Here is a 26610-nt window from a genome sequence, read left to right as displayed (position 1 = left end):
ATCATGACAGAAAAACAATTTCCAAAAGGATTTTTATGGGGCGGCGCCACTGCAGCCAACCAATTTGAAGGAGCATGGAACGAAGGCGGACGTGGTCCAGCGACATCCGATACAGCGATTGCTGTCAAACCAGAAGACCGCAAAAACATGGCAGAATTTGCTGCACCAATGACCCGGGAAAAAGTCTTGTTTGCTTTAAATGACAAAGAAGGCTTGTATCCAAAACGTTGGGGATCAGATTTCTACCATCGTTACAAAGAAGATATCGCCTTGTACGCAGAGATGGGCTTCAAAACCTTCCGTCTATCCATCGCTTGGTCAAGAATTTTTCCAAATGGTGACGATGCTCAGCCAAATGAAGAAGGCTTGCAATTTTATGACAATGTGTTTGATGAGTGTGCAAAATATGGGATCGAACCCTTAGTGACCCTCTCTCACTACGAAACACCTATTGGGATCGCGTTAAACTATGGCGGCTGGAAAAATCGTCAAGTAATCGATTTGTTTGTTAAATACGCAGAAACCGTCTTGACCCGTTACAAAGACAAAGTCAAATACTGGTTGACCTTCAATGAAATCAATATCATGGGGATCTCTGGCTATGTTGGCGGTGCCTTATTATCCGAAGATGGCACGCAAAACCTTTCTGACATGTATCAAGCTGTGCATCATCAATTTGTGGCTTCTAGTTTAGCAACAAAATTTGCCCACGAGATCAATCCTGACATCAAAGTAGGAATGATGTTGGCACGAATGCAAGCCTACCCAGCAACACCAAATCCAGCAGATGTGATGGAAGAAATCAAGCGTGATCACGAGAATCTCTTCTTTTCTGATGTCCAAGTTCGTGGGAAATATCCAGCATATACGAAGCGCTTCTTTAAAGAAAATGGCATCGAAGTGACCTTCGAAGACGGCGATTTAGATATTCTTGCGCAATACCCTGTTGACTTCATGTCCTTTTCTTACTACATGAGTTCTATTGCCCGCCACAATCCTGAAGAAGGTGGCGAAGCAACTGCCGGAAACTTTTCTTTAGGCGAATCAAATCCTTACTTGGAAGCCTCTGACTGGGGGTGGCAAATCGATCCAATCGGCTTGCGTGTGACTTTGAATAATTTGTACGACCGCTACCAAGTACCATTATTTATTGTTGAAAACGGCTTAGGTGCCTTGGATACGGTGGAAGAGGATGGATCGATCCATGACAGCTATCGCATCGATTATTTGAAGGCACATATCGAACAAATGTATGAAGCAATCGAAGATGGTGTGGAATTGATGGGCTATACGCCTTGGGGTTGTACCGACTTAGTTTCGGCTTCAACGTCAGAAATGTCGAAACGTTACGGCTTTGTCTATGTAGATGCGGATGATGAAGGAAACGGTAGCTTTGACCGTTCCCGTAAAGATAGTTTCTACTGGTACAAAGAAGTCATTGCTACCAATGGCGGTAGTTTGTTACCGGATTAAAAAATAAACCAAAGCGGCTCTCACCAAAGAGAGCCGCTTTTTTGTTGTGCTCAGTAAAAAAAGAAGAGAAAGGGGGTTAGCAGCTGCCATGCTAGAAAGATCAATGAAACAGTCAACGCCCATTTTTTCATTTTTAATTTAGGCACAACGGATTCGGGCATCAAATAGACAAGAGAGAATACTGTAAGAAAAAACAACAGGGTCAGTGGTTGGATAATAAAGGTGAGCCAATTCATAGAGCAAGCTCCTTTCAAGAGTGTTGGCGGTTTTTGTTGTGTGTTTTAAATTACAATTTGATTATATATTTAATCTATCAAGGAGGCAAGGTGCTTATGGGAGTAGTGATCGCTTGAAAGAAGGGGATAGACAAACGATTGGCATGTCATTGAACTTAAGTTCAAAATCTAACAGAGTAACTGAGTATGCTTGAGGATAGAATCAGAGCCCTCAATAAAAAAAAACTTTTCAGGGGATGCTGGTGGTTGGAACTATTGGAAGAAACCGCATATTTGATGGAGCTACGTGTGCTTAGTTGCTGAATGCACGACCTGTGTAAGTGTGTAGTCAGCAACTACCAGTCAACGTTTTCTAGTTCGTAAGTAAAAAATATAACCGAGGAGACTAGCGGAAAGCAAAAATCCTAGGAAATAAAAGATTAACAGTGCATCAGCCATCTCATAGGAATACTCTAAAATCTTACAAACAAAGATCACTAAAGAAACCGTGATGGATAAGGAAACCCATGTGAAACGCGGTAATCGTTTCGTTACGATGATCAATCCTAACGAAAAAAAGATGACTGGTACCCAAAAGATCAAGCGAGCAAGTTGGATCATTTTATCTCTCCTCATTCAAATTGATTTGAGTAAAAGGATAGCTTACAACATTTGTTATTAAAAATAATAACCCTTGCTGATGAGGCTTAGTGAAGAAAAACGTGTTTTAACTTAAAGCGTGAGCGTAATGTTTTTCTTTAAATTCTTTTGGTGTTTGCCCAGTAACGGCCTTGAAATTACGGATAAAATGGCTTTGATTTGCAAATGCCAACTGGGTGCTGATTTTCTCGTAGGAATAATCGGTGAACAGCAATAGATGTTTGGCTTCACTGATTTTTCGTTCCTGAATGTAATTGTGGATCGTTTTGTTCATTTCTTTTTTGAACTGATTACATAGATGCGTCTTATGTTTTTCAGTAATGGCAGCGAGGTCATCAATGGTTACTTTTTCATAGAGATGGCTATCAATATAATTAACGATCGTTTTGACCAATAGTGATTTTTTTGCCAATGGATAGCTATGCAAAAGTTCCATAAAACGATAAGTTGCTTCTTTGATATAGCGGAGGCATTCTTCGGCAGAATGAATATAAACTAGTCCTTGAATCAAAGAGTCGGATAAACCGAATGCTTGGTTGACTGGTACGCCTTCATCAATGCTCATGCGGGTCACGACAGCGACAAAGGCTGAGAACTTCAGCTTCAAGCCTTCAAGTTCATAAGGGGAGAGAGAAACACTATAAGTCTCTTTCATTTTGTTAAATACCCAAACCACTTTTTCAGGCTCGTTCCGCTTGATGTAATCAAGATAACGCAATTCAAAATGATAAGAATCAAAGGTGGCTTCATGCACACGACGTTCATAAAGATTGGTTTCCAGACTCAGATCCGTTTGCATTGATCGGTCGTGGGGATCATTTTGGTAATGCCAATGGATTTGGTCTTTTTCCAGTGGCCGCTCCACAAACAGCGTATAAAGCAGCTGGATGTATTCTTCAAAGGAGTATGTATCTTCTTTGGAGTAATGCACATTATAGTGGTATTCATGTTCAAGAAACGTGTAAGACGTCTCGGGTGTGCCGATCACGCCACAGGGACCGATGACCATATAACAGGTTCTTCCAGCTAGCTGAAACGCAAAACACCCCAGCATATATTTTCCAAAATGATAGAGATTGGCAACTGGGCCATTCGTTTCTTCCAAATAGTGTTTGAGGGAATTGTTGGATGTTAAGGTCAGTGAGGGATATAAAGGACTCCCGTCTTGGTCCAAGAGGATCATGGGAATCAAGTATTTGCGATAAAGCAGATCCATTGCGGTGGTCAGCGTTTTTTTATTCATGGAAACACCTCAAAGTTTAGTCGTATTTTTCTTTTAGTATAACGTAATTTTTTTCGTATTCAATAAATATATTGCTATAAATACTAGTTTTTTAGTATATATAAGATTTCTTTCCTTCTATAATTCAGTTAAATAAAACGGTTACAGAAAGGATCAAACATGGATAGTGAAAAATTGAAAGAGTTGTTTCAGCAACTAACTCCTGAAGAAAAAATCGCCCAGACGATTCAACTAAATGGGAGTCTGGTCACCGAAAATGAGGTGATGACTACTGGCCCGATGCAAGATTTGGGGCTTCCCAAAAATTTGAACATTCACGAGATTGGTTCGATTTATAATGTGAACGATTACCAAAAATTGATTCAGTTACAGAGGGAAACGTTAGCACACAGCCGACTTAAGATTCCTATGTTGTTTATGTCCGACGTCATTTATGGGTTTCGGACAATCTTTCCAATTCCGCTTGCCCAAGCAGGTTCCTACGATTTTGATTTGATTGAGCAAGCCGCTGAGATGACCGCCAAAGAATGTTACCAAAATGGTCTTCATGTTATTTTTTCACCCATGCTGGATCTTGTTCGGGATCCTCGTTGGGGCAGAGTAATGGAGTCGCCAGGAGAGGATGTGTATACGGCAAAGCGTTTTGCCCAAAGTGTCGTGACGGGCTATCAAGGCGATCTCACCCGTGGACTGGCAGAAAATCACGTAGCTGCCTGCATCAAACATTTTGCTGGCTATGGTTCACCAGAAGCGGGCAGAGAATACAATACAGTCGATATGTCCAATCAGCGCTTATTCAATGAATACTTGCAACCGTATCAGGCGGCAATCGAAGCTCAAGCATTGCTGGTGATGACGGCCTTCAATGTACTGAATGGTGAGCCCGCAACTGGCAGTCGCTGGCTGAACCGAGAGATTTTACGCGAACGTTTCGGTTTTGATGGGGTACTGGTCTCCGATCATGCAGCCATCAAGGAATTGGTCCCTCACGGGTTTGCCAAAGATGAACGAGAAGCCGCCCAAAAAGGTTTGGAAGCAGGCGTCGATTTTGATATGATGACTTCGGTCTATGCAACTCACTTACCAGAACTGATCAAGCAACCTGAACTTGCGGCTTTATTAGATGAAGCAGTTTGGCGTATTCTGGTATTAAAAAATCAACTAGGACTGTTTGAAAATCCTTATCGAGGGTTGAGAACGCAACACACTGGAGAGGTTTTATCGGATGAAGCCAAAGAGCTAGCCGTTAAGCTAGTAGAAAAAAGCTGTGTGTTGTTAAAAAACGATGGCAGCTTACCTTTGAAAAAAGACCAGACCGTCGCTGTGATCGGTCCTTATGGAGAAAGCCGGTTGACCTTAGGATTTTGGGCATCTGTCAGCGGCAAGCCACAAGACACGATTCCTTTAAAAGCCGGGTTGTTGCAACATTTCGCAGCTGAGAACCTGATCTTTGCCCGCGGATACAATTTGTTTGATTCCTATGAGCAATTCGGTCCTTTAAAAGCCGGCATCGAGCAGCTGAATGGACCAATCGAACCAGAAGATCAGCTGCTTGTGGAAGCCGTCAAAGCGGCTGAGGCAGCAGAGGTCATCGTCTTGACCTTTGGAGAACAATTTATGGAGAGCGGCGAAGGTGCATCAAAAGCTCATTTGCAGCTGCCGCTGAAACAAATTCGCTTGATCCAAGCGTTGAAAAAGACTGGTAAGCCTTTGATCGGCGTGCTTTACACTGGCAGGCCTCTCGTCTTGACCCAAGTGGAGCCGCTGTTTGACAGCCTACTGCTAGTTTGGTATCCGGGAACGATGGGTGGGATCGGAATTGCCAATCTGCTGAGTGGTCAGGCTTCTCCGACGGCAAAACTGTCCATGACCTTTCCTCGCAGTGAAGGGCAGATTCCAATATACAGTGCCCAGCTGCCAACGGGGAGACCTTTGACAGCTAGTGAGCATTCTGATCGCTTTTTGTCAAAATACCGAGATGAATCAAATGGACCCTTATTCGCATTCGGGACAGGTCTCAGTTATGGTACGTTTACTGGTGAATGGCTAGGGAGTGCGGTCCTCAGTGAAACGATCCAACTAGACTATCGCATCAAAAATCAAGCGGAAGTAGTTGGAGAAACCGTCGTTCAGATTTATCTCTTGCAGCGCCCTGCATCGATGGTTCGTCCAAGTCGGCAATTGATTGCGAGTGACCTCGTCTTATTGGCACCCCAAGAAGACAAAGAGAAAAGATTGTCGTTGCCGATATCAGTACTCGGATTTTATGACAATCAAGGGGCAAAACACTTATCTAATGGTACCTATCGATTCCTGATGCGGATCGATCAAAAAGAAACGTTGCTTACCGTAACCATATAAATTAAAGGAGTGAGAGAAAATGGAAAAATTAGAAGCATTTTTAAGTAGCAAACTATTACCAATGTCACAAAAATTGCAGCAAAACAAAGTCTTGGCGGCTTTGATGGAAGGGTTTATTCGAACAAGTCCCATCACTTTAGGGATCGCCTTTATCACAATCGTGGGTAACTTTCCGATTCCCGGTTGGACGGACTATTTGACGAAAATTGGCATCTTCCAACATGTTGAAGCGATCACCAACGGAGCAACTGGCGTCTTTGCATTGTATGTCGTATACAGTTTGGCGTATTCCTACGCAAAACAGTTGGGAAGCAACGAACGCAACTCGGCGATTATTTCATTAGCTAGTTTCATCATGTTGATGCCTCAAACGGTGGCAACGACTGTCATGCAAGATGGCCAAGCAGTGGAACAAACGATCGGAGCTTTGAAGCTTGATTTTCTAGGCGGACAAGGATTGTTTATCGGCATGCTGACGGCTTTATTGGTGACACGTTTCTATGCTTTCTTATCAAGAAAAAATATCATGATCAAGCTACCGGATAGTGTTCCCCCAATGGTAACCCAATCCTTAGCACCAGTGTTTGTGGTCACGATTATTTTTGTCGTCGTTTTTGTCATACGCGTCTTGTTTGGGTTTACTTCATCAGGCTCGATTTTCCAATTCGTTATTGATGTAATTAATGCACCGTTAAATTCATTGGTTGCTAGCCCATTATCCATCATCATCATTATGGAATTATTAGCCGTCTTATGGTTCTTTGGGATCCATAACGCAGTCTTACAAGGGCCGCTTGGGGCGATTAGCATGACCATGGTCGTTTCAAATATTGCCGCCTACCAACAAGGCCAAGCGTTGCCTTATCTGATTCCTTCTGTGATCTACATGGGGATGTATGCTGCCGGCTTCATGGGCTTTGTCACCTTTTTTATGATCCGCAGCAAATCGGCAAAAATGAAACAACTAGGAAAGTTGTCATTTATCCCATCGATCTTTAACATCACGGAACCGATCATGTTTGGGATGCCGATTATTTTGAATCCCTTGTTCTTTATCCCACAGGTATTCACACAACTGATTGCTGGGTTCGTGACCTGGGGATTGGCGACAACGATTTTACCTATTAGCTTGAATCCTACTATGAGCTTGTTGCCGTGGACGACACCGACCTTCATCAAAATGCCGTTTTCAGGAGGGCTCAATTACACGATCTTGATGGTCATCTGTATGCTGATTGGGATTGTTATGTGGTATCCATTCTTAAAAATTGCCGACAAGAAAGAATATGAATTAGAACTGGCTGCTGAAAAAAAGCAAGCAAGTGAAGCAACAGGAATGACAGAAAAAATCATCGAAGAAGTACAAGCGTAAACAAAGGAGTGGCACAATTGGTTTATTTAGGAATTGATATCGGCGGGACGCACATCAAAACGGGATGGGTCAAAAACAACGAGGTCAATGAAAGACAGTGTTTTCCCACACCGACAACACTGAAGGCATTTAATGAAACCATCAAAATGATCCTCCAGACCTATGCTCGTCAAGATTCTTTCACCAAAGTAGCTATCGCAGTTCCTGGTTCCGTCGATGAAACAGGGACGGTCTTCTTTGGCGGCGCCCTGCCGTACCTCGATGGGGTGAACTTACCCGATTTGCTTTGCCAGTTAAGTGAAGAAAAGGTGACAACCATTACGGTCGAAAATGACGCAAAGGCCGCAGTGTTAGGAGAAATGAAAGCTGGAAATCTGCAAGGCATTCAAAATGGGACGGCGATTATTTTAGGAACGGGTGTTGGTGTCGGAATTTGCCTTGATGGAAAGCTCTATCGTGGAAATCGCGGTCAAGCAGGGGAGGTCAGTTTCATGATCCGTGATCGGCGAATCATGGACAGAAATTCCTTCGTTGGAGTCGGTCTTTCCGCCGTCGGCTTGATTGAGCGTTTGGCTGCTTGTTTGAAGGTAACAGCTGATGGTCCGCGGGTTTTCGAAACGCTTGAAAAAACCAGCGACCCTGAAGCAGAGGCATTGCTTTCGACCTATACCCAAGAAGTCGCCGTCTTATGTTTTGATCTTCAGTGTCTATTGGGACTGGAGAAAATCGTTATCGGTGGCGGTATCAGTCGTCAGCCGCGTGTGATCGATGCCATAACCACCAGCTATCAAGGAATTTTTAAAACGGCACCAATCATTGAAAAAACACTGCAACCAGTTGCGATCCAAGCCGCTTATTTTCAAGCGGATGCCAATTTGATCGGTGCAGTTAAGGAGGAATCTTGGAATGAGTAATTTTCCAGAAGCATTTTTGTGGGGAGCATCCACTAGTGCTTATCAAGTAGAGGGCGCATGGGCAGAAGACGGCAAGGGTCCCTCAGTGCAAGACATCAAAGAGATTCCGCAAGGGACCACTGATTTTAAAGTAGCATCAGATCACTATCACCGATATGAAGAAGATGTGAAATTGTTTAAAGAATTAGGGTTAAAAGCCTATCGTTTTTCCATCTCATGGAGCCGAGTCATGCCTGATGGTAAAGTCAACCCAGCAGGATTGGCGTTTTATCAGAAGTTGATCGACCTTTTACTTGAAAATGAGATCCAACCAATCGTAACAGTCTTTCATTTTGATCTGCCCGTTGCCATTGCCGAAGAAGGTGGTTGGGAAAACCGAGCAACGATCCAAGCATTTGCTGATTATTGCCAAGTGCTGTTCGAGAACTTTGGTCAACAAGTCCCACTATGGCAAACCATCAATGAACAAAATGTGATGGCGCTTGCTGGTTCGGTCATTGGTACGAGTCAAAAATCCATGAAAGAAAAATTTCAAGAAAATCATCATATGCTGGTGGCACAAGCATTGGTTACTCAGCAATTTCATGCAGGCAATTTTAACGGCAGGATTGGCCCGGCACCGAATATCGCCAGTGTCTATCCTGCATCTGAAAAACCAGCCGATCAGCTGGCAGCTCTTTATATGAGTGCCCTGAGAAATTGGTTGTTCCTAGATGTCGCTGTTTTCGGTACGTACAATCATAACGCATGGCATTTATTAGAGACGATTGGCGCAGCACCCACAGTGACCGAAGCAGATCGAAAGATTTTGGCAGCGGGTACCTGTGACTATATTGCATTGAATTACTACAACACGATGACCGTCAGCAGTTATTTTCAAAAAGAGACAAAACTCGATCAACAGTCTGGTTTTGGAATTCCCGGGTTTTTTCAAGCAGTAGAAAACACTCATTTGCCCATGACTGAATTTGGCTGGCCCATTGATCCTGAAGGGTTTCGCTTTACGTTGAATGAAATTTATTCCCGCTATCGTCTGCCTCTCTTGATCACGGAAAACGGCATCGGTGCCAAAGATGTTTTGACAACCGATGGTAAAATCCACGATGATTATCGCATCGACTACTTGCAACAGCACATTGAACAAATGGCACTCGCGATCGAAGATGGTGTCGATGTGATCGGCTATTGTCCGTGGAGTGCCATCGATCTTATCAGTACTCATGAAGGTATCGCTAAACGTTACGGGTTTATCTATGTCAATCGCACGGATGAGCAGCTGCTAGACTTGGCGCGATACAAGAAAGACAGTTTTTATTGGTATCAAAACGTCATCGATAAAAACGGGTTAGGAGAGTAAGCGGTGTTTATTCAGGAATATCTATTTGATCAAGAAGCACAAGCCGGGTTGACGGTTTATCTGCACGAGGAAAAAGCGGAGTATGATCGGGTGGGGAATCGACCGTTTGTCTTGGTGATCCCTGGCGGCGGCTACTCCTTTTGCAGTGAGCGAGAAGCCGAGCCGATCGCTTTAAATTTTGCTGCCCAAGGCTTTCACGCCGGAGTCTTACGCTATCATGTGGGGGTGCATCGCAGTTTCAGCCTTTCCTTAGTAGATGCCGAAAAAGCGATTGCTAAAATCCAAGAACTAACCAGTGAATGGCGAATCGACGCCGAAAAATCGCTGTGATCGGTTTTTCGGCCGGCGGTCATCTAGCAGCTGCGCTATCGACGATCTCCCCTATGAAACCAAGTTTATGTTTGTTAGGCTATCCAGCGATTTTGTCCTCATTTGCCACAGTCATGCAGATCGACGCGCCTTCATTAAATGAATGTGTCACGAAAGATACGCCGCCCACCTTTTTGTTTTCAACCTATGAAGACAATGTTGTTCCTATCGAAAACTCGCTGGCCTACTTACAAGCCCTAGAAGAGCATGAGGTCCCTTTTGAAAGTCATATTTTCCAAAAAGGACGTCACGGTCTTTCTTTGGCGACCGAACGCTTTGGCAATCGTAAAGAAATGGTCGATCCGCGCTTTGCTCGCTGGTTTGATGAATGCGTCGAATGGCTAGAGTTGAATTGGGCAGAAAAGGTTACTAAACCAGCTTTGCTGCCTGATCTTGGCCAGTGGCCGATTCGGGTATTGTTCGACTCAGATGAAAACAAACGCTTGCTGTTGCAGGCTTTTCCATCATGGGCAGACAAAAGTCGTTTAAAAATCGTAAAGAATATCAGCCTGCAGCAGTTATTAGCGATCATGCCGGAAGCATTTGAGCAAGTTTCCTATCAAGCCCTTGTTGCACGGCTGACTGATCCTAGAAAGGAAGAAGAAGCATGAAGGCAATCCTTGTACATGAAAGTTATAAGGCATCAACGGCGTTGCTAACCCGGGAGCCGCAACCCATTACCACGCTATCAGCTGTTCGCAACAGCCACGCTGCTTGTCAGCTGTTGCTACACGATGGCAAACGGAATCATTACATCATAGGGGAAGAATTTTCGATTCCCGATGAAATTGAGATTCCAATGATCCGCATTGAAATCATCAGCGAATTGCCGGTCAAAGCGCAATTCATCGATTATTATGTCGGACAGCATGAACTGGCGTACGCCGATAAATTGCTTGAGCAAACAGCCAAAACCTATCCTGGTGATCGCTATGCACCGCTTTATTTGGAGTGGCAGATCGATGAAACGATCAAACCGCAAGCTTATCCCGTGAAAATCAAGGTCTATCGTACACACTTGACTAGCCAAGAGGAGTGCTTGTTAGAAAAGAGCCTAACGATTGAAGTGGACGCTTTTACTTTTCCAAAAGAATATTTAGAGACATTCCACTTGAATATGTGGCAGCAGCCCAGCAATTTGGCTCGCACCTTTGACGTTCCTTTATGGAGTGATGCCCACTTCGACTTGATCAAAGAAATGGCGAAAAGCTTATCGGCGATCGGACAAAAAGCAATCACGGTGATTGCTGGAGAAATTCCTTGGAAGGGGTGGTTCAACTATATCGTCAAAGACTATCCGGCCAATTTATATGAATACTCGATGGTCAAAGTTAAAAAGACTCAAGGCGGACAGCTGCATTGTGATTTTTCTATCCTTACTCGCTACCTCGAATGTTTTTTTGAAGCGGGTATCTCTGAAGAAATCGATGTATTTGGCTTACTCGGTGTCTGGGAACCGCCGTTTTTCCCACTGGTCGACTTGGACCATCCAGAAAAATTGGTGATTCGCTTTTACGATGAGGGAAAAGGCACCTTCGGCTTTATTCATCAAAAGGCCGAGTTGCAGGAATATCTACGTCAAGTATTTGTTTATTTTAAAGGGAACAATCTGTGGGAGAAGGTTCGGATCGTTTCTGACGAACCGAAGAAACATCAAATCGACAGTTTCCGAGCTTCTTTGGCTGTCCTAAAAGACATTGATGAGACGATCCAGATCAAAGCAGCGTTTGATAAAGAAGACGTTTTGTTTGAGTTGCTGCCAGTGATCGATCATCCCGTGACTTCCTATTACTGTACCTGCAACCATTACGAAACACTGACGCAAAGTCATCCGGGTCGGACTCAGTACTATGTTTGCAATTACCCAGACAAACCCAACACTTTTTTGCACAGTCCTTTATTAGAGACGCGAATGCAAGGAATCTTGGCCTATCAGTTTAAAACAGACGGCTTCTTGCGGTGGGCTTACAATTGCTGGCCGCAAAATGCCCGAACCGATATCCGTTACAATACGAGCTCACTACCCATCGGCGATCTATGTTTCATTTATCCCGGCAATCATGGACATTTGTTGTTGTCCTTACGGTATAAACAACTACAGCGGGGAATTGAAGATTTCTATCTCTTGAAAACCGCCCAAGCTACTCAACCGCAGCAAACGGATGCCTTAGTAGCAGATTTTCTTAACGTTACAGATACTAAAAATTGGATGATCGACAGCCACCACAGTCATCCCGATGTTTTTCTACAGACCGCCGAGGAGATGGAGGCGTTTCGTCAGGCACTTCGCACACTTTTGGTAAAATAGACATTTTTAAACGTCACCATTGATGAGTCATTTCCTAAAAGAATGGATCATCGATGGTGACGTTTTCGATTGTGATCTAGGGCGATTTCCAACTTGGACAAAGCTCCTTTTCCTCTGGGCTTCATTTGTTCTACTGAGCGTTTCGTTTCTCATTCCCTCCATCTTCCTTTACACTTTTAAGTAAGGTCATAAGAAAATATGGCAAATTGAAGTAGAAATAATCAAGGAGGAAACGAGCATGTCAGAAAAAATCAACAATCCGTTAACGAAGTATTATGATGGCAAATTTGAAAAACAGGTGCAAGAAGCACCGGCGATTCAGGGGAAGATGCAGCCAGTGCCTGATTGCGGGGAAGAAAGCTACGCTGGTTCAGGCAAATTAACTGGACGCAAAGCATTAGTGACCGGTGGTGATTCTGGTATTGGTCGAGCTGCAGCCATCGCTTTTGCCAAAGAAGGCGCCGATGTGGCAATCAACTATCTTCCTTTTGAAGAAGAAGACGCGCAAGAAGTCAAAGCAGTCATCGAGAAAGCTGGACGCAAAGCAGTCTTGATCCCAGGAGACTTAAAAGATGAGACCTTCGCTCGTCAATTGGTTCATGAAGCAGCCAAAGAATTAGGCGGTTTAGATACGTTAGTTCTAAATGCTGGGATGCAACAAGCGGTGAAGGACATCAAAGAGTTGACTACGCAACAAATTCAAGATACTTTTACAACGAATATCATCTCCATGTATTGGACTGTTCAAGAAGCGTTGGATTACTTACCAGCCGGTGGAAGCATCATCACCACCACTTCGATCCAAAGTGCGGAACCAAGTGCCCATCTGTTAGACTATGCAGCCACGAAAGGTGCCATTACTTCCTTTAGTAAGGGGTTAGCTGCGCAATTAAGTGAAAAAGGTATTCGGGTCAATACCGTTGCGCCTGGTCCAATCTGGACGCCACTTCAAATTTCTGGTGGTCAACCACAATCTGCGATCCCAGAATTTGGTCAAAAAGAATTGATGAAACGTGCCGGTCAACCGGTGGAACTAGCACCCGTTTACGTTTTCTTAGCTTCTGATGAAGCAAGTTATGTAACTGGCCAAGTGTACAGTGTAACTGGTGGTAGCTTCTTCGCTTAAAATTGTCAGGACTAAAAATAGTAGTAAAAAAGCTCGAGCAAAGATGCTCGGGCTTTTTTTTGCGGATGTAAATGGAATCGGCAGCTTACTTCTCTTGTTTCGCAAACATCTTTGTCATCATTTGTTGATTGATTTTTGCAAAATCGCTGCCCACTCTTGTTCATCTTGCAGGTTTGACAGCAAGACTAATTTTTCGGAGAACATCACTTCTTCATAATTATCCGTGATCAATAAATCGGCGGCTTCCATTTGCTTGACGAAAGTCACAGAAGCTTTAGCATAAATCGAACGAATCCTCGTCTCAATCATTTGCTTTGTGCGGTATTGGATCGTCGTTTGAATATAGATCGATACGGTAGGGGGCGTGTTCATCAGTGTTTCCAAATATAAGAGATGAGCCAGATAAGGCAATTGTGTCTGTTTAAAATAGTCTTTATCCAGGTCGGCAAATGGGTAGTTTTCAACGTGGGTCAGTAAAAGTTGGCTGATGGCCGCATAGGTCTCGTCATTTGTTGGAGCGTTTTCCGTCAGCATTTCGTGTTCTAGCTGCCAAACCTCCAAGAGATCGATCCCAATAATGATCGATAGGTTGAAGACTAGCAGGCAACTGCTCAAAAGCTTTTCGAATTCGGCTTTTCCCTGATTAGGAGCAAAGGTAGTATGCCAATCTTCGATCATAGTAGTGAAAAAACAGACAAGATCCGTTTTAGAGTACTTAATTGCTTGAATAATGGCTTGTGTTTTCTCTTGGGGAACAACCCCCGGTAAAAAGACATGGAGGAAGAAATTCAAGTACAGATACTCTGATCGTCGCGTTTTGTCTGAAACATACTCAGTACTTAAGAAGAGTGAGTCAAGAATATCTGCTGGTAAAAAGCAGTAGAATTCCATCATCTCCAAATACTTATCAGGGATTATTGGCAGATATTTTCTTTTGATACTGCGGCCGACAACGGTTTGCCAAAATGCAGCTAATTTGTTTTTTGTTAGTTGATCAAAAGCCGAAGTTTCAAAATAGGCGGTAAACTTGGCGGTCTCTTTTGGAGAGATACTTGGCAAAAGCCACAATTCAGCAGGCGCACTTTGAGTTAAAAAGCTATAAATAAAAATACGGATATCAAGTTCCTTGCCCGCTAATTCAATCCGATTTTGGTGATCTGTTCGGATAACAATCTGAAACTTTTCTAGTAATTGATTGACTTTCTTGATCAAGCGGTATACATGAGACTGACTAATGTGTAAATCAAGGCATAGCTGTGTGAGGGGTGTTTGGTTACGGCCAATCAACGAATGGATAAAGTGATATTGTGTGGAGTTGAGCAAATAATGATACATCAGCTTGGAATAAAAAGGTTGCTCTTCTTCCTCACCACAATCCACAAAATATTGATTGTAATTGTTTTTATTCAAAAGTAACGTTGGTGAAAGTTGCTGCAAATCTTCGTTTAAAAAATAGATGTACTTTTGTAAGCTTTTTAATGGGATCTTTAGGGCTTCTGAGAGTTTAACGAGTGTTACTCCATTCGAATTACACACATACTTGAAAATAGCTAATTTCTTTTCTTCTGCGGGAGAAATAAATTCTCGATACATAAGGCATTCTCCTTTTTGGCGTTTTTTTTACGCTAAATCTGTGAACCGTATGATAACCATGATGGATTATACTTATAATAGATGAGAATAAGATGAAAAAATACAAACTAAATTATTATTTTTTATCGGTGCTTTTTTCATCCATCGACTACTCATCAAAAAAGGAAGGAAGAGATAAAAATGAAGAAAAAGGCGGGAGTATTAGGTTTAATCGGTATCAGTTTGGCACTATCACCTGTTAGGGCATTTGCGGCGGAAGCGAATCCGACTGCTTCAATGACCAGTCAGGCGACAATAACCATCGAACAAGGAATCTTATCGTTAGATCAAGTGACGAATTTTGATTTTGGTACTACGAGCATCAAAGATATTGCGACAGGCGATCAAGTGCTTACCACTGCAACGAATGAGGCAACGTCAATTACCGATTATCGTGGACCCAATGAAGCAGGCTGGCAGTTGACTGCTCAATTATCAAAAATGACAAATGCTGCAAACAATGAACTTGTAAATGCAAAAGTCACCCTCAATGGGTCAATTGATTCCGGCGATGCCTTCCTCGTCTCAGGAACAGAATTGATGGTAGGGGCAACAGATCCTACGCTGATTGCTAGTGCTAATGGAACGACGGGTCTGGCAACAAATGATTTTGATTTTACAAGTGCAACCTTGACGATTCCAAAACAAAACATCAACAGTGGTGCTTATAGTGGCACGATTACTTGGACATTATCAAATACTTATCAAGCAGAATAACAAAGGAAGGGCGACAATGAAAAAACAAATCAAGTGGTTGGTACTCATCAGCTTTTTTATTAGTCTGTTTTGCTTTATAAAAGTTACCGGTTATGCACAAACGACGCGGTTCACAGTAACCCCAGAACTTCCCCAAAATCAACTTAGCGATGTCAGTTACTTTGACTTACTGGTAACGGATGAGACCAAACAGGATTTGACTGTTGCCCTTCATAATACAAGCTCAGAGACACTAACGATACGGGCAGCGGCTCTGAATAGCTTCACTGCTTCCAGCGGCATCATTGCTTATCAAGAAGAGGAAACCGCCGAAGAAAATGAAGGAATCTCGTTTACGACATTGATCAGCAATCCTTCTCAGACAGTAGAGGTGAAGCCTGGTGAAACGAGACAGATCACTTTTTTACTATCAATGGACAAAAGAAAATTCAATGGTGAGATATTAGGGGTCTTTTCCTTCGAAGAAGAACTGCCAGAAACAGTCGATCGGCAAGAAATGAATCTCCAAGCAAATTATAAAATTCAGCAAGGCGTACGCTTGCGTCAACGTATCGATTCATTGCCTCTACCTGAATTGGACTTGATTGAGACGAAAGCAAAAGAGCGAAACGGTGTAGCTACACTTATGAGTTGTATCCGCAATAACCAACCGACGGCTTTTGGTAAGATTGCTGTAACAACGACGATCCGTGAAAAAGAAAGCAATACTCGAGTTGGCGGTTTTTCTGCCGAAAATTTTCAGATGGCACCGAATTCCATTCTCTCTCTTTTCAGTGAATTTGATCAAGAGATTCTTGAACCAGGTACTTATACTTTGCGGATCGAACTTACTGCCCCAAAAGGAAGTTGGGTCTTTGATGACACGATCGTGATTGATCGCACAGTGGCAAACCAAGTCAATCAAAAAAACATGCTAGGTGCAGCGTCCCTGAAAAACAACGTTTGGCTTTGGATCGTCGGACTGCTTTTGTTCCTAGTTATTCTGCTACTTGTTCTGTTGTTCTTGTGGTACATACGACAAAAAAAGGACAAAGGCTCAAGCGATGACCCGATAGAGTGAGGTTTGTAAAGGGAGAGAAAGTGGAGGTTAGCTATGAAAAAGTTCGGCATTAAGGGATGGTTATGTGTATTCTTGTTTAGTGTATTCGTGTTTAGCTTTGGACCAGTAACAATCTATGCTTCAATCGTGGCACCCAATTTTCCAACTTTGCCAATTGATGATTCGCTGATTACCCACGTTGGACAAGCGGGGTCGCCTCAAGGGGAGCCGGGATTCAATTACGTTCAAATTAATGATGGCACAACCACAAACTCAAGTGGCGGTGTCTGGTTCAATAAACCCGTTTCCTTTACAAGATCCTTTCGCTTGGAGATGGCTTTTTTTATCGACAATACGGATACAGACAGTGATGGATTGACATTTGTTATGCAAAGTAGTGGGTTAAACGCATTGGCTAACCAAGCCGGTCCCACCATTGGCGTTTGGGCAGATGTCGGAGGAACAGATCCGCTAAGTTCTGGGGCGATCCCGCAAAGTTTTGCGATTGAATTTGACACGTATTATAACAATACTACCACTGTCTTAGGCGGGAGCATGCTGGACCGAGATGTGCCCAACAGCCATCATATCGCATGGAATTTTCCCGGCTCAAATGACGCATATACCACCGATGGCTGGCTGATTATCGACAAAGTCTTAAATCATCGTGATACGGTATCAGTGAGTGATATTTCCGATGGGTTGTGGCATAGTTTTACAGTAGTTTTTGATCAGCCAACGCAAACGTTGCGTTACACCGTACCAGATTTCGGTGTTGATGTAACAGTACCTGTTGATGACACCTTCAAATCGAATTTGAACCTGACCAATAGTGCACCGGTCTATTTTGGTTTTACAGGTGCAAACGGTGGCTATGTTCAAGAAAAAGCGGTGGCATTCGTCGATGTTGAAGGACTAGTAGAACTTGATATGCGAACCGGTGTTTTTGAAAAAGACCCAGTCAAACTATTGTTGGATACTGGTACGACACTTGCCCAGCCAGCCACTGTCGATAACAGCAAGACGATCACCTATGCGACCTATCTTTCCTACAAGGACACCAGCGATTTAGCTGATTTAGAATCAGGCATCACGCTTTCCAGCCTTTTTCCGGAGGGGTTGTCTCTCGTACCGGAAGCTGTCTATTTCGGTAAGGCCAGCGAAATTATGGTCAATGGTCTGCCGGAAGGGGGAACCGCCTTACCCTTTGTCATTGAAAATGGGCAGTTAATTACGACACTGACTGATATGGTCAAAGGAAACGACTACATTGTTCATTTTTCCGTCAATTATACAGAAACTCCGATCGATGAGAATCTGGATGCCATCATTCCTGTCCAAACGATTTTTAATGGGAATGCCTTTGTCTCTAGTTTGACCTCGGGGGATCCAGAAACCCACTATTATCAAATGACCGGAGACTTTCCGCCGAGCTTGACCACAGGTTTGGTGTCGTTAACAGAAGCAAAAGCAAACCGACAGATCGTGCGACAAAAGCGTAATTGTTATCTACCAATTACGATCGAGGACCAAAATTCGACTCAAGCCAAAGTGTACGCTACGGATTTTTTTACCGAAGAAACGGCTATCACTGAAGATGATTTTTCAGAGGTGGCACTCATTGAACGAAGTGCAATAACCGAGCCTTTGACGGATACATTGATGTTGGATACCAATGCGTTGGCACCGGGTACGACGTATTATCTGGCGGTTTATGTGATCGACACAGAAGGGAATCGATCGGAGACCCGTTTTTATGGCATCGACTTTCGTGGGATCGTGGAATTTCACCAGGTGCCTACCTCACTCAATGGAACTGTAGTTACGGTAAATGAGCTGGCACGTTCCATCAGAGACGATGGCTATGCTTATCTAGCACTTTCTTATGACGAAGAACCACCTCTTTTATCAATCACGAATACTAGTGAGGGAACTTGGCAATTAAATGGTCAGATGACGGATTTTTTGCAAGAGCAACAACTGCTGGCGGATGAAGTCCAATTGGTTCTCTATGATCCGGAGACCAATCAGCTGATGGCTTCCATAACCTCTGAGGAACAAGTGATTTTTCAACAGCAACCAACAGGTGAAGCAAATTTAACGGTTGATCTTAAAGAATACGATTGTTACTTTCGCTTTGTTCCCAAAATGGAGCTAATTTCACCCGGAACTTATACAGGCGCTATCAATTGGCGGTTGGAAAGTACGATCATCGATGAATAGCAACAAAAAAAAACGCCTAGATGGCGTTTTTTTGTTGACTGAAGCGATAAAGTTAGCTTTGGCGGCTTTTCGCAATTTTCAAAACTAATGACAGACCGGCTAATGCGAAGCTGCCGTATTTAACGAATTTTTCCAAGGATTCTAAAGTTTGCTGTTTTTTGTGTTTGCAGTCTGGACAGCTTTTTCATGGGCACTCAATTTTTTTCCGCATTTACAATGACTCTTCATCTGTGATCCACTCCTCGTTTCGTTTTATTTTGATGTCTTTCTATAATTTAATTATACATGTTGTATAAGGTTCTGTCTGAAATTATGCTGTGTCAGTCATTTGTGAAAATGAGACAAAACCTACATTCATTAGGTAAGCGTAAGAGTGTATAATTACTGAGCGAATGCAGTTGCAGTTCCTGTTGGAGAGGGATCGCGCTAGATAAAAAAAGAAGGGAATCTGACAATTTTCTCATTTTCGACAAGTGCTGATTCGCTTTGCTTATCAGTTTGGCAAAATTTTGCTATTGTTGAGTAAGATTAGGGGTTAGAATAGTAGCTTCTCTTTTTTTTCTAAATTCTGTCCTTAATTTGAGAACGAAAATCACCGATAGTATGCTATATATAGGAACAAGGAGCCATCCTTGACGATGTCGAATATGGCATTTGAATGAAAGGATTGATGAAACAAGTGATTTCTTCAATAATTTATACTGACACAAAGGCTTATTTTGATAAAGTGCTGGATCAAGCGCTGTTGGATCTATTAAAAACTGATTATCCCAAAGTCTATGATCATGTCCAAAAACTGATCGCTTCTATGGAGGAAACGATCCAACGAATTGACAGCACGAACTTTTGGCAGTTGATGCCGGAAATTTTAGGCTACGATTCTCGTTTTGTTTTGTTGAACTCTCTGCAATTGTCAGAAGACAAATTGTTGACGGAGCTAGAAATCCTTCAAATGATCGAACGGGATTATCCGAATTTGAATAAAGAATTTTGTGGCTATTCCTTGAAAGAACAAGAGCATGAGAGTTTGATCTTTAGTGTTCAATAACTATTTTTCGTAGGAGTATCAAGTAGAGTAAGAAAACGACTAGGTAAGCTAGTCGTTTTTTTTATCAAGAAAAAGAATAATTAAACACGTTATTTATCATTAAAATAAAAAATATTTTGAAATTATGAATAAAATAGATTATTATTGATATATAATCCTTTTAGTGAAAGAAAAAACAATCGGTAAGAGGAAGAGGATAGCCAGCTGATTGAAAAAGCTGCGATTGTTTTAATTAGAAAATAGAAACTAGCCTAATCGGCGTGGAAAGGAGCAATTATGGATTACTTAAGTTTCTCAAAAAAAGAGTGGGAAGTCTTAGTTTGTTTTTGGGCTGTAGATGAACCATTATGCTGTACAGAATTTAGTGAACGTTTCAACTTGAATCGTAACACATCATTGTCCGTGATTCGCAAATTAGTTAACCAAGGAGTTCTAGAAATTGCGAGCATTAAAATGAGTGGATCAGTTTTAGCTCGTCGTTTTCAATCAGCTGTAAGTGAATTAGAGATATTGCAGACCGGTCTAACCGATGATCAAATTTTTGAATTAGTGAAAATCGCCATCAAAAAAATTGAGGACCCAGAACAATTAACTCAGTTACTAAATGTGATCGGTGAATTGAAAACTAAAGCTTCTTAAATAAAATTCGTTTGGATGATAAAAAAACGATCCGCTGTGAAAACAGCGATCATTTTTCTTGTTCTTGAAATTTTTGTACCATCTTTGTCGTCAATTCATGGAGGACTGACAGTTCTTCCGGTTCAAGGGGCAAGAATTCAGTCACTTTGTAGGGAATCTCTAGCGCTTGCTTATGAAGTGCTTTGCCGGATTCCGTCAGTGTAACCCGCAAGGAACGTTCATCGTCTTGATTTCGATTTCTTGCGAGGTAGCCTTTTGCCTCAAGCTTTTTTAAAACCGGTGTCAGTGTGCCAGAATCGAGACATAATTGCTTCCCCAATGCTTTGACACTGATCGCTTCTTCTTCCCATAACACCAACATCACTAAATATTGGGTATAGGTCAAATTCAACGGATCTAGTAAGTCTTTGTACTGTTTGATAATTTCTTTTGAAGCGGCGTATAGAGGAAAACACAATTGGTTTTCTAACGCTAAGACATTCATGTTTTCACCCCTTTTTCTAACATCCGCCTCTTATCATAGCTGTTTTTTCAACGAAAGTCTACTCGCTAACGGCTTTGACTGTCACTTCAATGTTGCCAGCTGTAGCTTTTGAGTAAGGACATACGGTATGAGCGATCTCAAGCAATTCTTGTGTTTCTTCTGTTGACAAACCTTCGATTTGGCCTTCAATCTCCACACCCAAGACAAAACTTGATTCACTTTCTGCGTATAAGGTCACTTGTGCGCTCACGGTAGAAGCACCTTCGATCCCTTTGCTGCTTTTCACCAATTCAAGGGCACTATTGAAACAAGCGCTAAAGCCAGCTGCAAAAAGTTGTTCCGGATTCGTTGCATTTTCTACTCGTTTGCCAGGTGCAGTGATATTTAGTTCAAATGAATGATCAGGGCTGTGTACTTCTCCTGAACGGCCACCAGTGTTGATCATCTTTGTTGAATACATTTTTTTCATCATTTCTTCACTCCTGTGTTTTTTGTATTTTGTACAATTTAATTGTATGCAATTTAATTGAAGAATGCAAGGAATTGATTTTCAGTTTGTCTTTTTTTCTAAAAAGGAGGGAATTATAAAAAGTTTACTGTTCTCTTGGGTGAAACGTGCTATTATAGTTAGTAACACTTGTAACAGAATGAACAATTAGTTTGAAACGAAGAATTTACTGCATGCAGGCAAAGAGGGTGGAAAATCATCGTAGACTACATGGAACAACGAGCGGTTGGACGCTATTTTCGATCGCTGACGGATCATTATTCAGGTTATATCCGTCTTTATGGCACCTACACAGAATATCGGGTGATTGCAGGGATTCCTGCTAAAATGTGATGTTAGAGATTATCGGGGTTGAAAACGGTGTCTTATTGACCCGTGTAAACAATACATTATTTGAAAATGGAAGAGGGTTTTTACAATGATTATTATCCAAATTATTTTAGTTATCTTCGTATTAGTGATTCTGATTTGGCTGATCGCAAGCACTGCTGTGATCGTTCGTCAAGGGGAAGTCAAAGTCGTGGAAAGTTTTGGGAAATATGTTCGAACGTTGGAACCAGGTCTTCATTTTCTTGTTCCGATTTTATATACAGTAAGAGAAAGAGTGTCCTTGAAACAGATTCCTTTGGAGATCGAACCGCAAAGCGCAATTACAAAAGACAACGTGATCGTGCAGATCGATGAAGCAATCAAATACCACGTCACAGATGTTCGTGCTTTTGTTTACGAAAATGAAAACTCCGTTATCTCAATGATTCAAGATGCCCAATCAAACTTACGGGGGATCATTGGGAAAATGGATTTGAATGAGGTTTTAAATGGGACAGAAGAAATCAACGTAGCACTGTTTACTTCAATCAAAGACATCACGGCCGGCTATGGGCTAGCGATCGACCGAATCAACATTGGGGAAATCAAAGTTTCTCAAGAAATCATTGAATCAATGAACAAACTGATCACAGCCTCCAGAGACAAAGAATCCATGATCACAAGAGCCCAAGGGGAGAAATCTTCTTCTGTTTTGAGTGCGGAAGCCAAAGCTTCTCAGATGACAATCGATGCGCAAGCTCGGGCGGAACAAACCCAAATCGACGCGGAGGCACGGGCAAAACGTGTCCGGATCGATGCCGAGGCAGAAGCGGAACGAATCGCGAAAATCACTGAAGCTGAACGCAAACGGATTTTAGCCATCAATGAAGCTATCAAAGAAAGTCAACTAGACGAGCGCTCACTATCATATCTAGGAATTGAAGCTTTTAAAGATGTGGTCAATAGCAATACCAATACGGTCATTCTGCCATCAAACATGACGGAACTGGGAAATATTCCAGTCGTCAAACAACTTTGGGAAAATGCACCATCTAAATCAGCAGAATAACTTCTAAGCGCAACAATTAAAAAAGCTCAAATGCTCCGAGTACAAATCGGCGCATTTGAGCTTTTTTTATTTCGTTTTGTCTGCCGATTGATTATCGACAATCAACAGGGCAATCATGACATAACCGATCCAACTGTCCCGAGAATATAAGATGTAGCGAGGGGACCAAGAAGCGGTATATTTCTGTTTGTATTCTCGTAGCCCTTCAAAAGAATAGAAGCGAGAACCAAAGGTGTAAACGAGATAGGCGATCCGCTCTTGCAAGAAACTACTGCGGAAAGTACCAACATTGGCTAACGGTGCCATGCCTAAATCGAATTGTTGATACCCATTTTCTTTAAAGTAGTCGAATAGCTGAATAAACAAGAAATCCATCGTTCCATTTGGCGCTTTTTCAGGATCGTGGCGCATCAAATCGATGGAGGCCAGACCTGTTTGATACGTGGGCATAAAGGAGGCAAACGCGACGATCTCTTGCTGCTGATTGCGGACGACTGCAATTGGTGCGGTACTTAGATAAGATTCTGAAAAAAATCCAAGGGAGAACCCTTTTTCTTTCCGTCCATCTAGCCAGTTGTCAGAAATTTCTTTAAGGGTTGCAAAGGTTTCGGCTGAAAAGGGTGGAGTGAGCACATCAAAAGTAAAGCCTTCTTTGGTGATCTTGTTGTTTAATGCTCGCTGTCCCTTCATTTTTTTTCCTGAAAGGGTGAAGCTAGGTAGATCCACATAAGCTTTCTCACCGAATTTGATAAAGTCATACCCGAATTCATGCAGCAGCATCACCATTTCTTCACTACTTTCATAAAAGACCGGCAAGTAATTCCACTGATCCATCTCTGTTAAGAAGGTTTCCAGTGCCTGCGGAAAGTCTGCTTGCTTCCCAGAAGGATCCCCCATGACCAAGCATTTATTATTAAAGGTCGTAAACTGAAAAAAGACCGTCGGCTCGCCGATTTCTGGATAAACGTACACTTGCTTGTCTTTTAAATAAACAAGATGGCTGTCGCTATTGCCGCCATAGGTGTTCAAAACGTGTTTTACTTTATCAGTGGCGGCACTGACGCCTAGTTGGTGCTTTGGTCCCATCAAGTACCGGGCAAACAGCAGCATCGCAACGGCGACAAATAAAATCGCAACGAAGCCTTGGAGCCATAATTTTTCAGAGGGGAAAAGCAAAAAGTCCATCGAATGGTGGTGCGTCGGATGTCGATTGAGATGAGGCATATTGTAGACCCCAATAATGACATAGAGGATCGTCAGCGAACCAATCAACAAACCATCGATTGTCAACCATTCCCACGAGAAGACTAGCTGTTTACGGAATAACTCGCTTTTTGAAAAAATCATGATCGCTAATAATAATAGAAGAAACAGCATGGTCGAAAAGCGGAAACCCGCAAAAATAGCATAACCGATCGTTGCTGCAATCAACAAAAGTGTCGGCACATACGCGCGACTGACACGGGCAGAGATGCCGCGACCGGCAATCAAAAAGAGATAGCCGAGAAAGATACTCGGGTACTGCATCACGAAATTCAAGCGAATCGGATTGAGATGGGCTAACCATTTGATTTGGTCAAAGGCTTCTGGGATCGTGGCGGAGAGTACCAACATCGTTCCCGTCAGATAAAGCAGCAACACTTCGATCTTATGGAATACTTCCAACAACAAGCTTCTGGGAATCCCAGAAAAGCGCTGGTTGAGGGAGACGCCAACATTTTTTGAGAAAAAGATCAAACCGATCAAAAAGGGAATAATGTAATAAAACAGGCGGAACAGCAAGAGCCAAGCAATAACACTTTCACGAGGAATTTGCAGTGAACCCATTCCCATGATCATCATTACATCAAACGTTCCGAGTTCCCCAGGAATCATTGATACGATTCCAATCACGGAAGCAGCGATGAAAAGCGGCAACAGTTGAAACACATCGACCGAGATACCCATCAAGAGACCCGTCGTGAAGAAGGCGGCAAAAACACCCAGCCATTCCAATAAGGAAGCGGCGATCAGCTGCAGACGATCACGTCGTTGCAGCCCACCTAAGTAGGCATTTTTTTTGGAAAAACTAAGGGCATAGACAACTGGAAAATAAAGACTGCCGCCTAAAAGCCAGATCCAATACTGTTGTAGATAATCGGTCGTGGGACCGAAGAGGACAAATGCCAGCGCAGCAAGCGACAAAATCGAAAGACCAGACATTAAGTAGATAAAAATCTTCGAAATTGCCTGGGCAACGTTTTTGCCTTTTTTTCCTTTGCCATAAAATTCCGACCGTAACCCGATACTGATGAAACCGCCAAAGCCGATCAAATTGTTCATGGTATTGATGATCCAGCTGGTTTCTAGTAAATAACGGCGATCAGGTTTGTCCCCTAGCAAACGATTCAAGACGATATCATATAAGACCATGGGAAAGACACACAGTAAGCCAATGACAGCCATTAAAGCCACTCGCCAAAGGGATAGTTGCGCAAACAATTGTTTTAGTTGATCAATCGAGATCGTCTTGCTTAAGGAAAGCAGTTCGCCGAACACGATCACGGCGACTGCAATTAAGAAGAGTGTTTTAAACAGTGAGCGGTGGTCGCGGAGCCAAGTAAAGATTCTCATAGTTATTCACCGACCTTTTCTAAAAAAGATAATACTTTCGTATTAAATACTTCTGGATTCTTTCGTGCAAAACTATGTCCTTGTCCTTTGACGACGATAAAATTGGACTGAGGAATACTGTTTGCAATATAAAATGAATGGGAGAGCTTGATCGAATCACGTTTGCCAACCAAGATCAATGTCGGCACACTGAGGTGATTCAAATCGGCGGTGGAGAGACCGATTGGACGAAACAACAATCCCAAAATAGGCAGAAAGCCCCGCATGCCTTTGGAGAATGGAGAACAAAGCCAAACGATCAGATATTGCAAAACACTGCCGATTCGAGAAAAGAGCCGTACACCTCGCGGTTCCGTGTTGCCAGAGTTTAAAATCATGCAGCTGACATGCTCTGGGTAGAGATGGCAAAAGACCATCGCCAGATTGGCACCATCGCTAAATCCTAGTAAGGCGATTTTCGTTAGCTTTTCTTGCTGAATGATTGCTAAGAGATCTGTTGCCATTTTAAAAAAATCGATTTTCTTCTGCGTATTGGTGGATTTGCCATGTCCTCGACTATCGATTAAATACAGTTGATGTTTTTGACGCAAAGCGTCGACCTGCTTTGAGAAATAGGCACTGCTGCCGCCATTTCCGTGCAGTAAAAAAAGTGGGCGTCCTGAACCGGTTTTCTCGTAATAGAGGACAGACCCGTCCGGTAAGGGCGCGTAACATTTTTCAACTTCCATTTTTTCACCTACTTTCTAAGAGTATACCTTGAAGTCAGGGGCTATCACAAACATATCACTAGATAAAATGAGAAAAAATAACAATCTGCTCATCTTTTTTTTACCAGAAGTTCAGGAAAAGGCTTTTTTCTTTACAATGTAAAGAAAAATAATCGGCTAAGTTAATTAATTTGTTTTCAGAAAATTCTTTACAAACCCGGATA

At 42.5% G+C, this 26610-nt stretch carries 21 protein-coding genes and 2 pseudogenes; 15 read left to right on the top strand and 8 right to left on the bottom strand.

The features are described from left to right. The first annotated feature begins 3 nt into the window (after positions 1–3). Positions 4–1473: a glycoside hydrolase family 1 protein gene (locus FJU10_RS01705; RefSeq protein WP_140964983.1), complete on the top strand. Its 1470-nt coding sequence runs from the start codon at positions 4–6 to the stop codon at positions 1471–1473. A gap of 50 nt (positions 1474–1523) precedes the next feature. Here the strand turns inward: FJU10_RS01705 and FJU10_RS01700 are convergent, their stop codons facing one another. The 3 genes from FJU10_RS01700 to FJU10_RS01690 all read right to left on the bottom strand — a co-directional run bounded on the left by FJU10_RS01700 (position 1524) and on the right by FJU10_RS01690 (position 3591). After that, a complete protein-coding gene (locus FJU10_RS01700) occupies positions 1524–1709 on the bottom strand; it encodes a hypothetical protein (protein WP_081117991.1) in 186 nt (61 codons plus the stop codon). Positions 1710–2051: 342 nt separating this feature from the next. Continuing rightward, positions 2052–2309 carry a hypothetical protein gene (locus tag FJU10_RS01695; protein WP_086292114.1) on the bottom strand — a complete coding sequence of 86 codons (258 nt, stop codon included), beginning with the start codon at positions 2307–2309 and terminating at the stop codon, positions 2052–2054. 106 nt (positions 2310–2415) lie between these two features. Beyond that, the gene (locus tag FJU10_RS01690; protein ID WP_140964982.1) at positions 2416–3591 is read right to left on the bottom strand and encodes a helix-turn-helix domain-containing protein; all 1176 of its coding nucleotides are present in this window, start codon (positions 3589–3591) and stop codon (positions 2416–2418) included. 159 nt (positions 3592–3750) lie between these two features. On the opposite strand from FJU10_RS01690, the gene FJU10_RS01685 reads away from it, so the two are divergent. The 7 genes and pseudogenes from FJU10_RS01685 to FJU10_RS01655 all read left to right on the top strand — a co-directional run bounded on the left by FJU10_RS01685 (position 3751) and on the right by FJU10_RS01655 (position 13398). Next, entirely contained in the window at positions 3751–5952 is a 2202-nt protein-coding gene (locus FJU10_RS01685; protein ID WP_140964981.1) for a glycoside hydrolase family 3 N-terminal domain-containing protein, read from the top strand. A gap of 19 nt (positions 5953–5971) precedes the next feature. Next, entirely contained in the window at positions 5972–7324 is a 1353-nt protein-coding gene (locus FJU10_RS01680) for a PTS sugar transporter subunit IIC (RefSeq protein WP_140964980.1), read from the top strand. 8 nt (positions 7325–7332) lie between these two features. After that, the gene (locus FJU10_RS01675; RefSeq protein WP_140964979.1) at positions 7333–8238 is read left to right on the top strand and encodes an ROK family protein; all 906 of its coding nucleotides are present in this window, start codon (positions 7333–7335) and stop codon (positions 8236–8238) included. Continuing rightward, positions 8231–9595: a glycoside hydrolase family 1 protein gene (locus tag FJU10_RS01670; protein WP_140964978.1), complete on the top strand. Its 1365-nt coding sequence runs from the start codon at positions 8231–8233 to the stop codon at positions 9593–9595. The genes FJU10_RS01675 and FJU10_RS01670 overlap by 8 nt, the downstream gene beginning before the upstream one ends. 3 nt (positions 9596–9598) lie before the next feature. Continuing rightward, positions 9599–10575, top strand: a pseudogene (locus FJU10_RS01665) (alpha/beta hydrolase). Further along, entirely contained in the window at positions 10572–12272 is a 1701-nt protein-coding gene (locus FJU10_RS01660) for a DUF4091 domain-containing protein (RefSeq protein ID WP_140964977.1), read from the top strand. The pseudogene FJU10_RS01665 and the gene FJU10_RS01660 overlap by 4 nt, the downstream one beginning before the upstream one ends. 238 nt (positions 12273–12510) lie before the next feature. After that, positions 12511–13398, top strand: coding sequence for an SDR family oxidoreductase (locus FJU10_RS01655; RefSeq protein WP_077454560.1), 888 nt, complete (start codon positions 12511–12513; stop codon positions 13396–13398). Between the two features lie 117 nt (positions 13399–13515). On the opposite strand, the gene FJU10_RS01650 is transcribed toward FJU10_RS01655, so the two are convergent. Next, complete coding sequence (locus FJU10_RS01650) at positions 13516–14991, bottom strand: helix-turn-helix domain-containing protein (RefSeq protein WP_223272943.1); 1476 nt, start codon at positions 14989–14991, stop codon at positions 13516–13518. 180 nt (positions 14992–15171) lie between these two features. On the opposite strand from FJU10_RS01650, the gene FJU10_RS01645 reads away from it, so the two are divergent. The 5 genes from FJU10_RS01645 (at position 15172) to FJU10_RS01620 (ending at position 20696) form a co-directional block, all read left to right on the top strand. After that, on the top strand, positions 15172–15747 hold the full coding sequence (locus FJU10_RS01645; protein WP_140964976.1) for a WxL domain-containing protein: 576 nt from the start codon (positions 15172–15174) through the stop codon (positions 15745–15747). Positions 15748–15763: 16 nt separating this feature from the next. Next, the gene (locus FJU10_RS01640) at positions 15764–16807 is read left to right on the top strand and encodes a DUF916 and DUF3324 domain-containing protein (RefSeq protein WP_140964975.1); all 1044 of its coding nucleotides are present in this window, start codon (positions 15764–15766) and stop codon (positions 16805–16807) included. A 33-nt stretch (positions 16808–16840) separates the two neighbouring features. After that, the gene (locus FJU10_RS01635) at positions 16841–19009 is read left to right on the top strand and encodes an L-type lectin-domain containing protein (RefSeq protein ID WP_140964974.1); all 2169 of its coding nucleotides are present in this window, start codon (positions 16841–16843) and stop codon (positions 19007–19009) included. Between the two features lie 679 nt (positions 19010–19688). Then, the gene (locus tag FJU10_RS01625) at positions 19689–20057 is read left to right on the top strand and encodes a DUF7006 family protein (RefSeq protein ID WP_077454484.1); all 369 of its coding nucleotides are present in this window, start codon (positions 19689–19691) and stop codon (positions 20055–20057) included. 276 nt (positions 20058–20333) lie between these two features. Continuing rightward, positions 20334–20696 (top strand): hypothetical protein, encoded by a 363-nt coding sequence (locus FJU10_RS01620; protein ID WP_140964973.1) that lies wholly within the window; start codon positions 20334–20336, stop codon positions 20694–20696. Between the two features lie 49 nt (positions 20697–20745). On the opposite strand, the gene FJU10_RS01615 is transcribed toward FJU10_RS01620, so the two are convergent. Continuing rightward, the gene (locus FJU10_RS01615; protein WP_081118006.1) at positions 20746–21180 is read right to left on the bottom strand and encodes a MarR family winged helix-turn-helix transcriptional regulator; all 435 of its coding nucleotides are present in this window, start codon (positions 21178–21180) and stop codon (positions 20746–20748) included. A gap of 58 nt (positions 21181–21238) precedes the next feature. Further along, the gene (locus FJU10_RS01610; protein ID WP_081118133.1) at positions 21239–21649 is read right to left on the bottom strand and encodes an organic hydroperoxide resistance protein; all 411 of its coding nucleotides are present in this window, start codon (positions 21647–21649) and stop codon (positions 21239–21241) included. 212 nt (positions 21650–21861) lie between these two features. Between FJU10_RS01610 and FJU10_RS19740 the strand changes: the two are divergent. Both FJU10_RS19740 and FJU10_RS01600 read left to right on the top strand, forming a co-directional pair. Then, positions 21862–22110, top strand: a pseudogene (locus FJU10_RS19740) (hypothetical protein). Then, complete coding sequence (locus FJU10_RS01600; protein WP_010747934.1) at positions 22107–23066, top strand: SPFH domain-containing protein; 960 nt, start codon at positions 22107–22109, stop codon at positions 23064–23066. The pseudogene FJU10_RS19740 and the gene FJU10_RS01600 overlap by 4 nt, the downstream one beginning before the upstream one ends. A gap of 66 nt (positions 23067–23132) precedes the next feature. Here the strand turns inward: FJU10_RS01600 and mprF are convergent, their stop codons facing one another. Both mprF and FJU10_RS01590 read right to left on the bottom strand, forming a co-directional pair. After that, positions 23133–25679 carry a bifunctional lysylphosphatidylglycerol flippase/synthetase MprF gene (mprF, locus tag FJU10_RS01595; RefSeq protein ID WP_140964972.1) on the bottom strand — a complete coding sequence of 849 codons (2547 nt, stop codon included), beginning with the start codon at positions 25677–25679 and terminating at the stop codon, positions 23133–23135. A 2-nt stretch (positions 25680–25681) separates the two neighbouring features. Continuing rightward, positions 25682–26407: an alpha/beta fold hydrolase gene (locus FJU10_RS01590; protein ID WP_005225694.1), complete on the bottom strand. Its 726-nt coding sequence runs from the start codon at positions 26405–26407 to the stop codon at positions 25682–25684. Positions 26408–26610 lie beyond the last annotated feature (203 nt).

It is taken from the genome of Enterococcus sp. OL5, assembly GCF_006491895.1.
In the GTDB taxonomy this organism is placed as follows: Bacteria; Bacillota; Bacilli; order Lactobacillales; family Enterococcaceae; genus Enterococcus_D; species Enterococcus_D innesii.
Note: the sequence above shows the minus strand (reverse complement) of the source record. Positions and strands in the feature narration are given on the sequence as shown.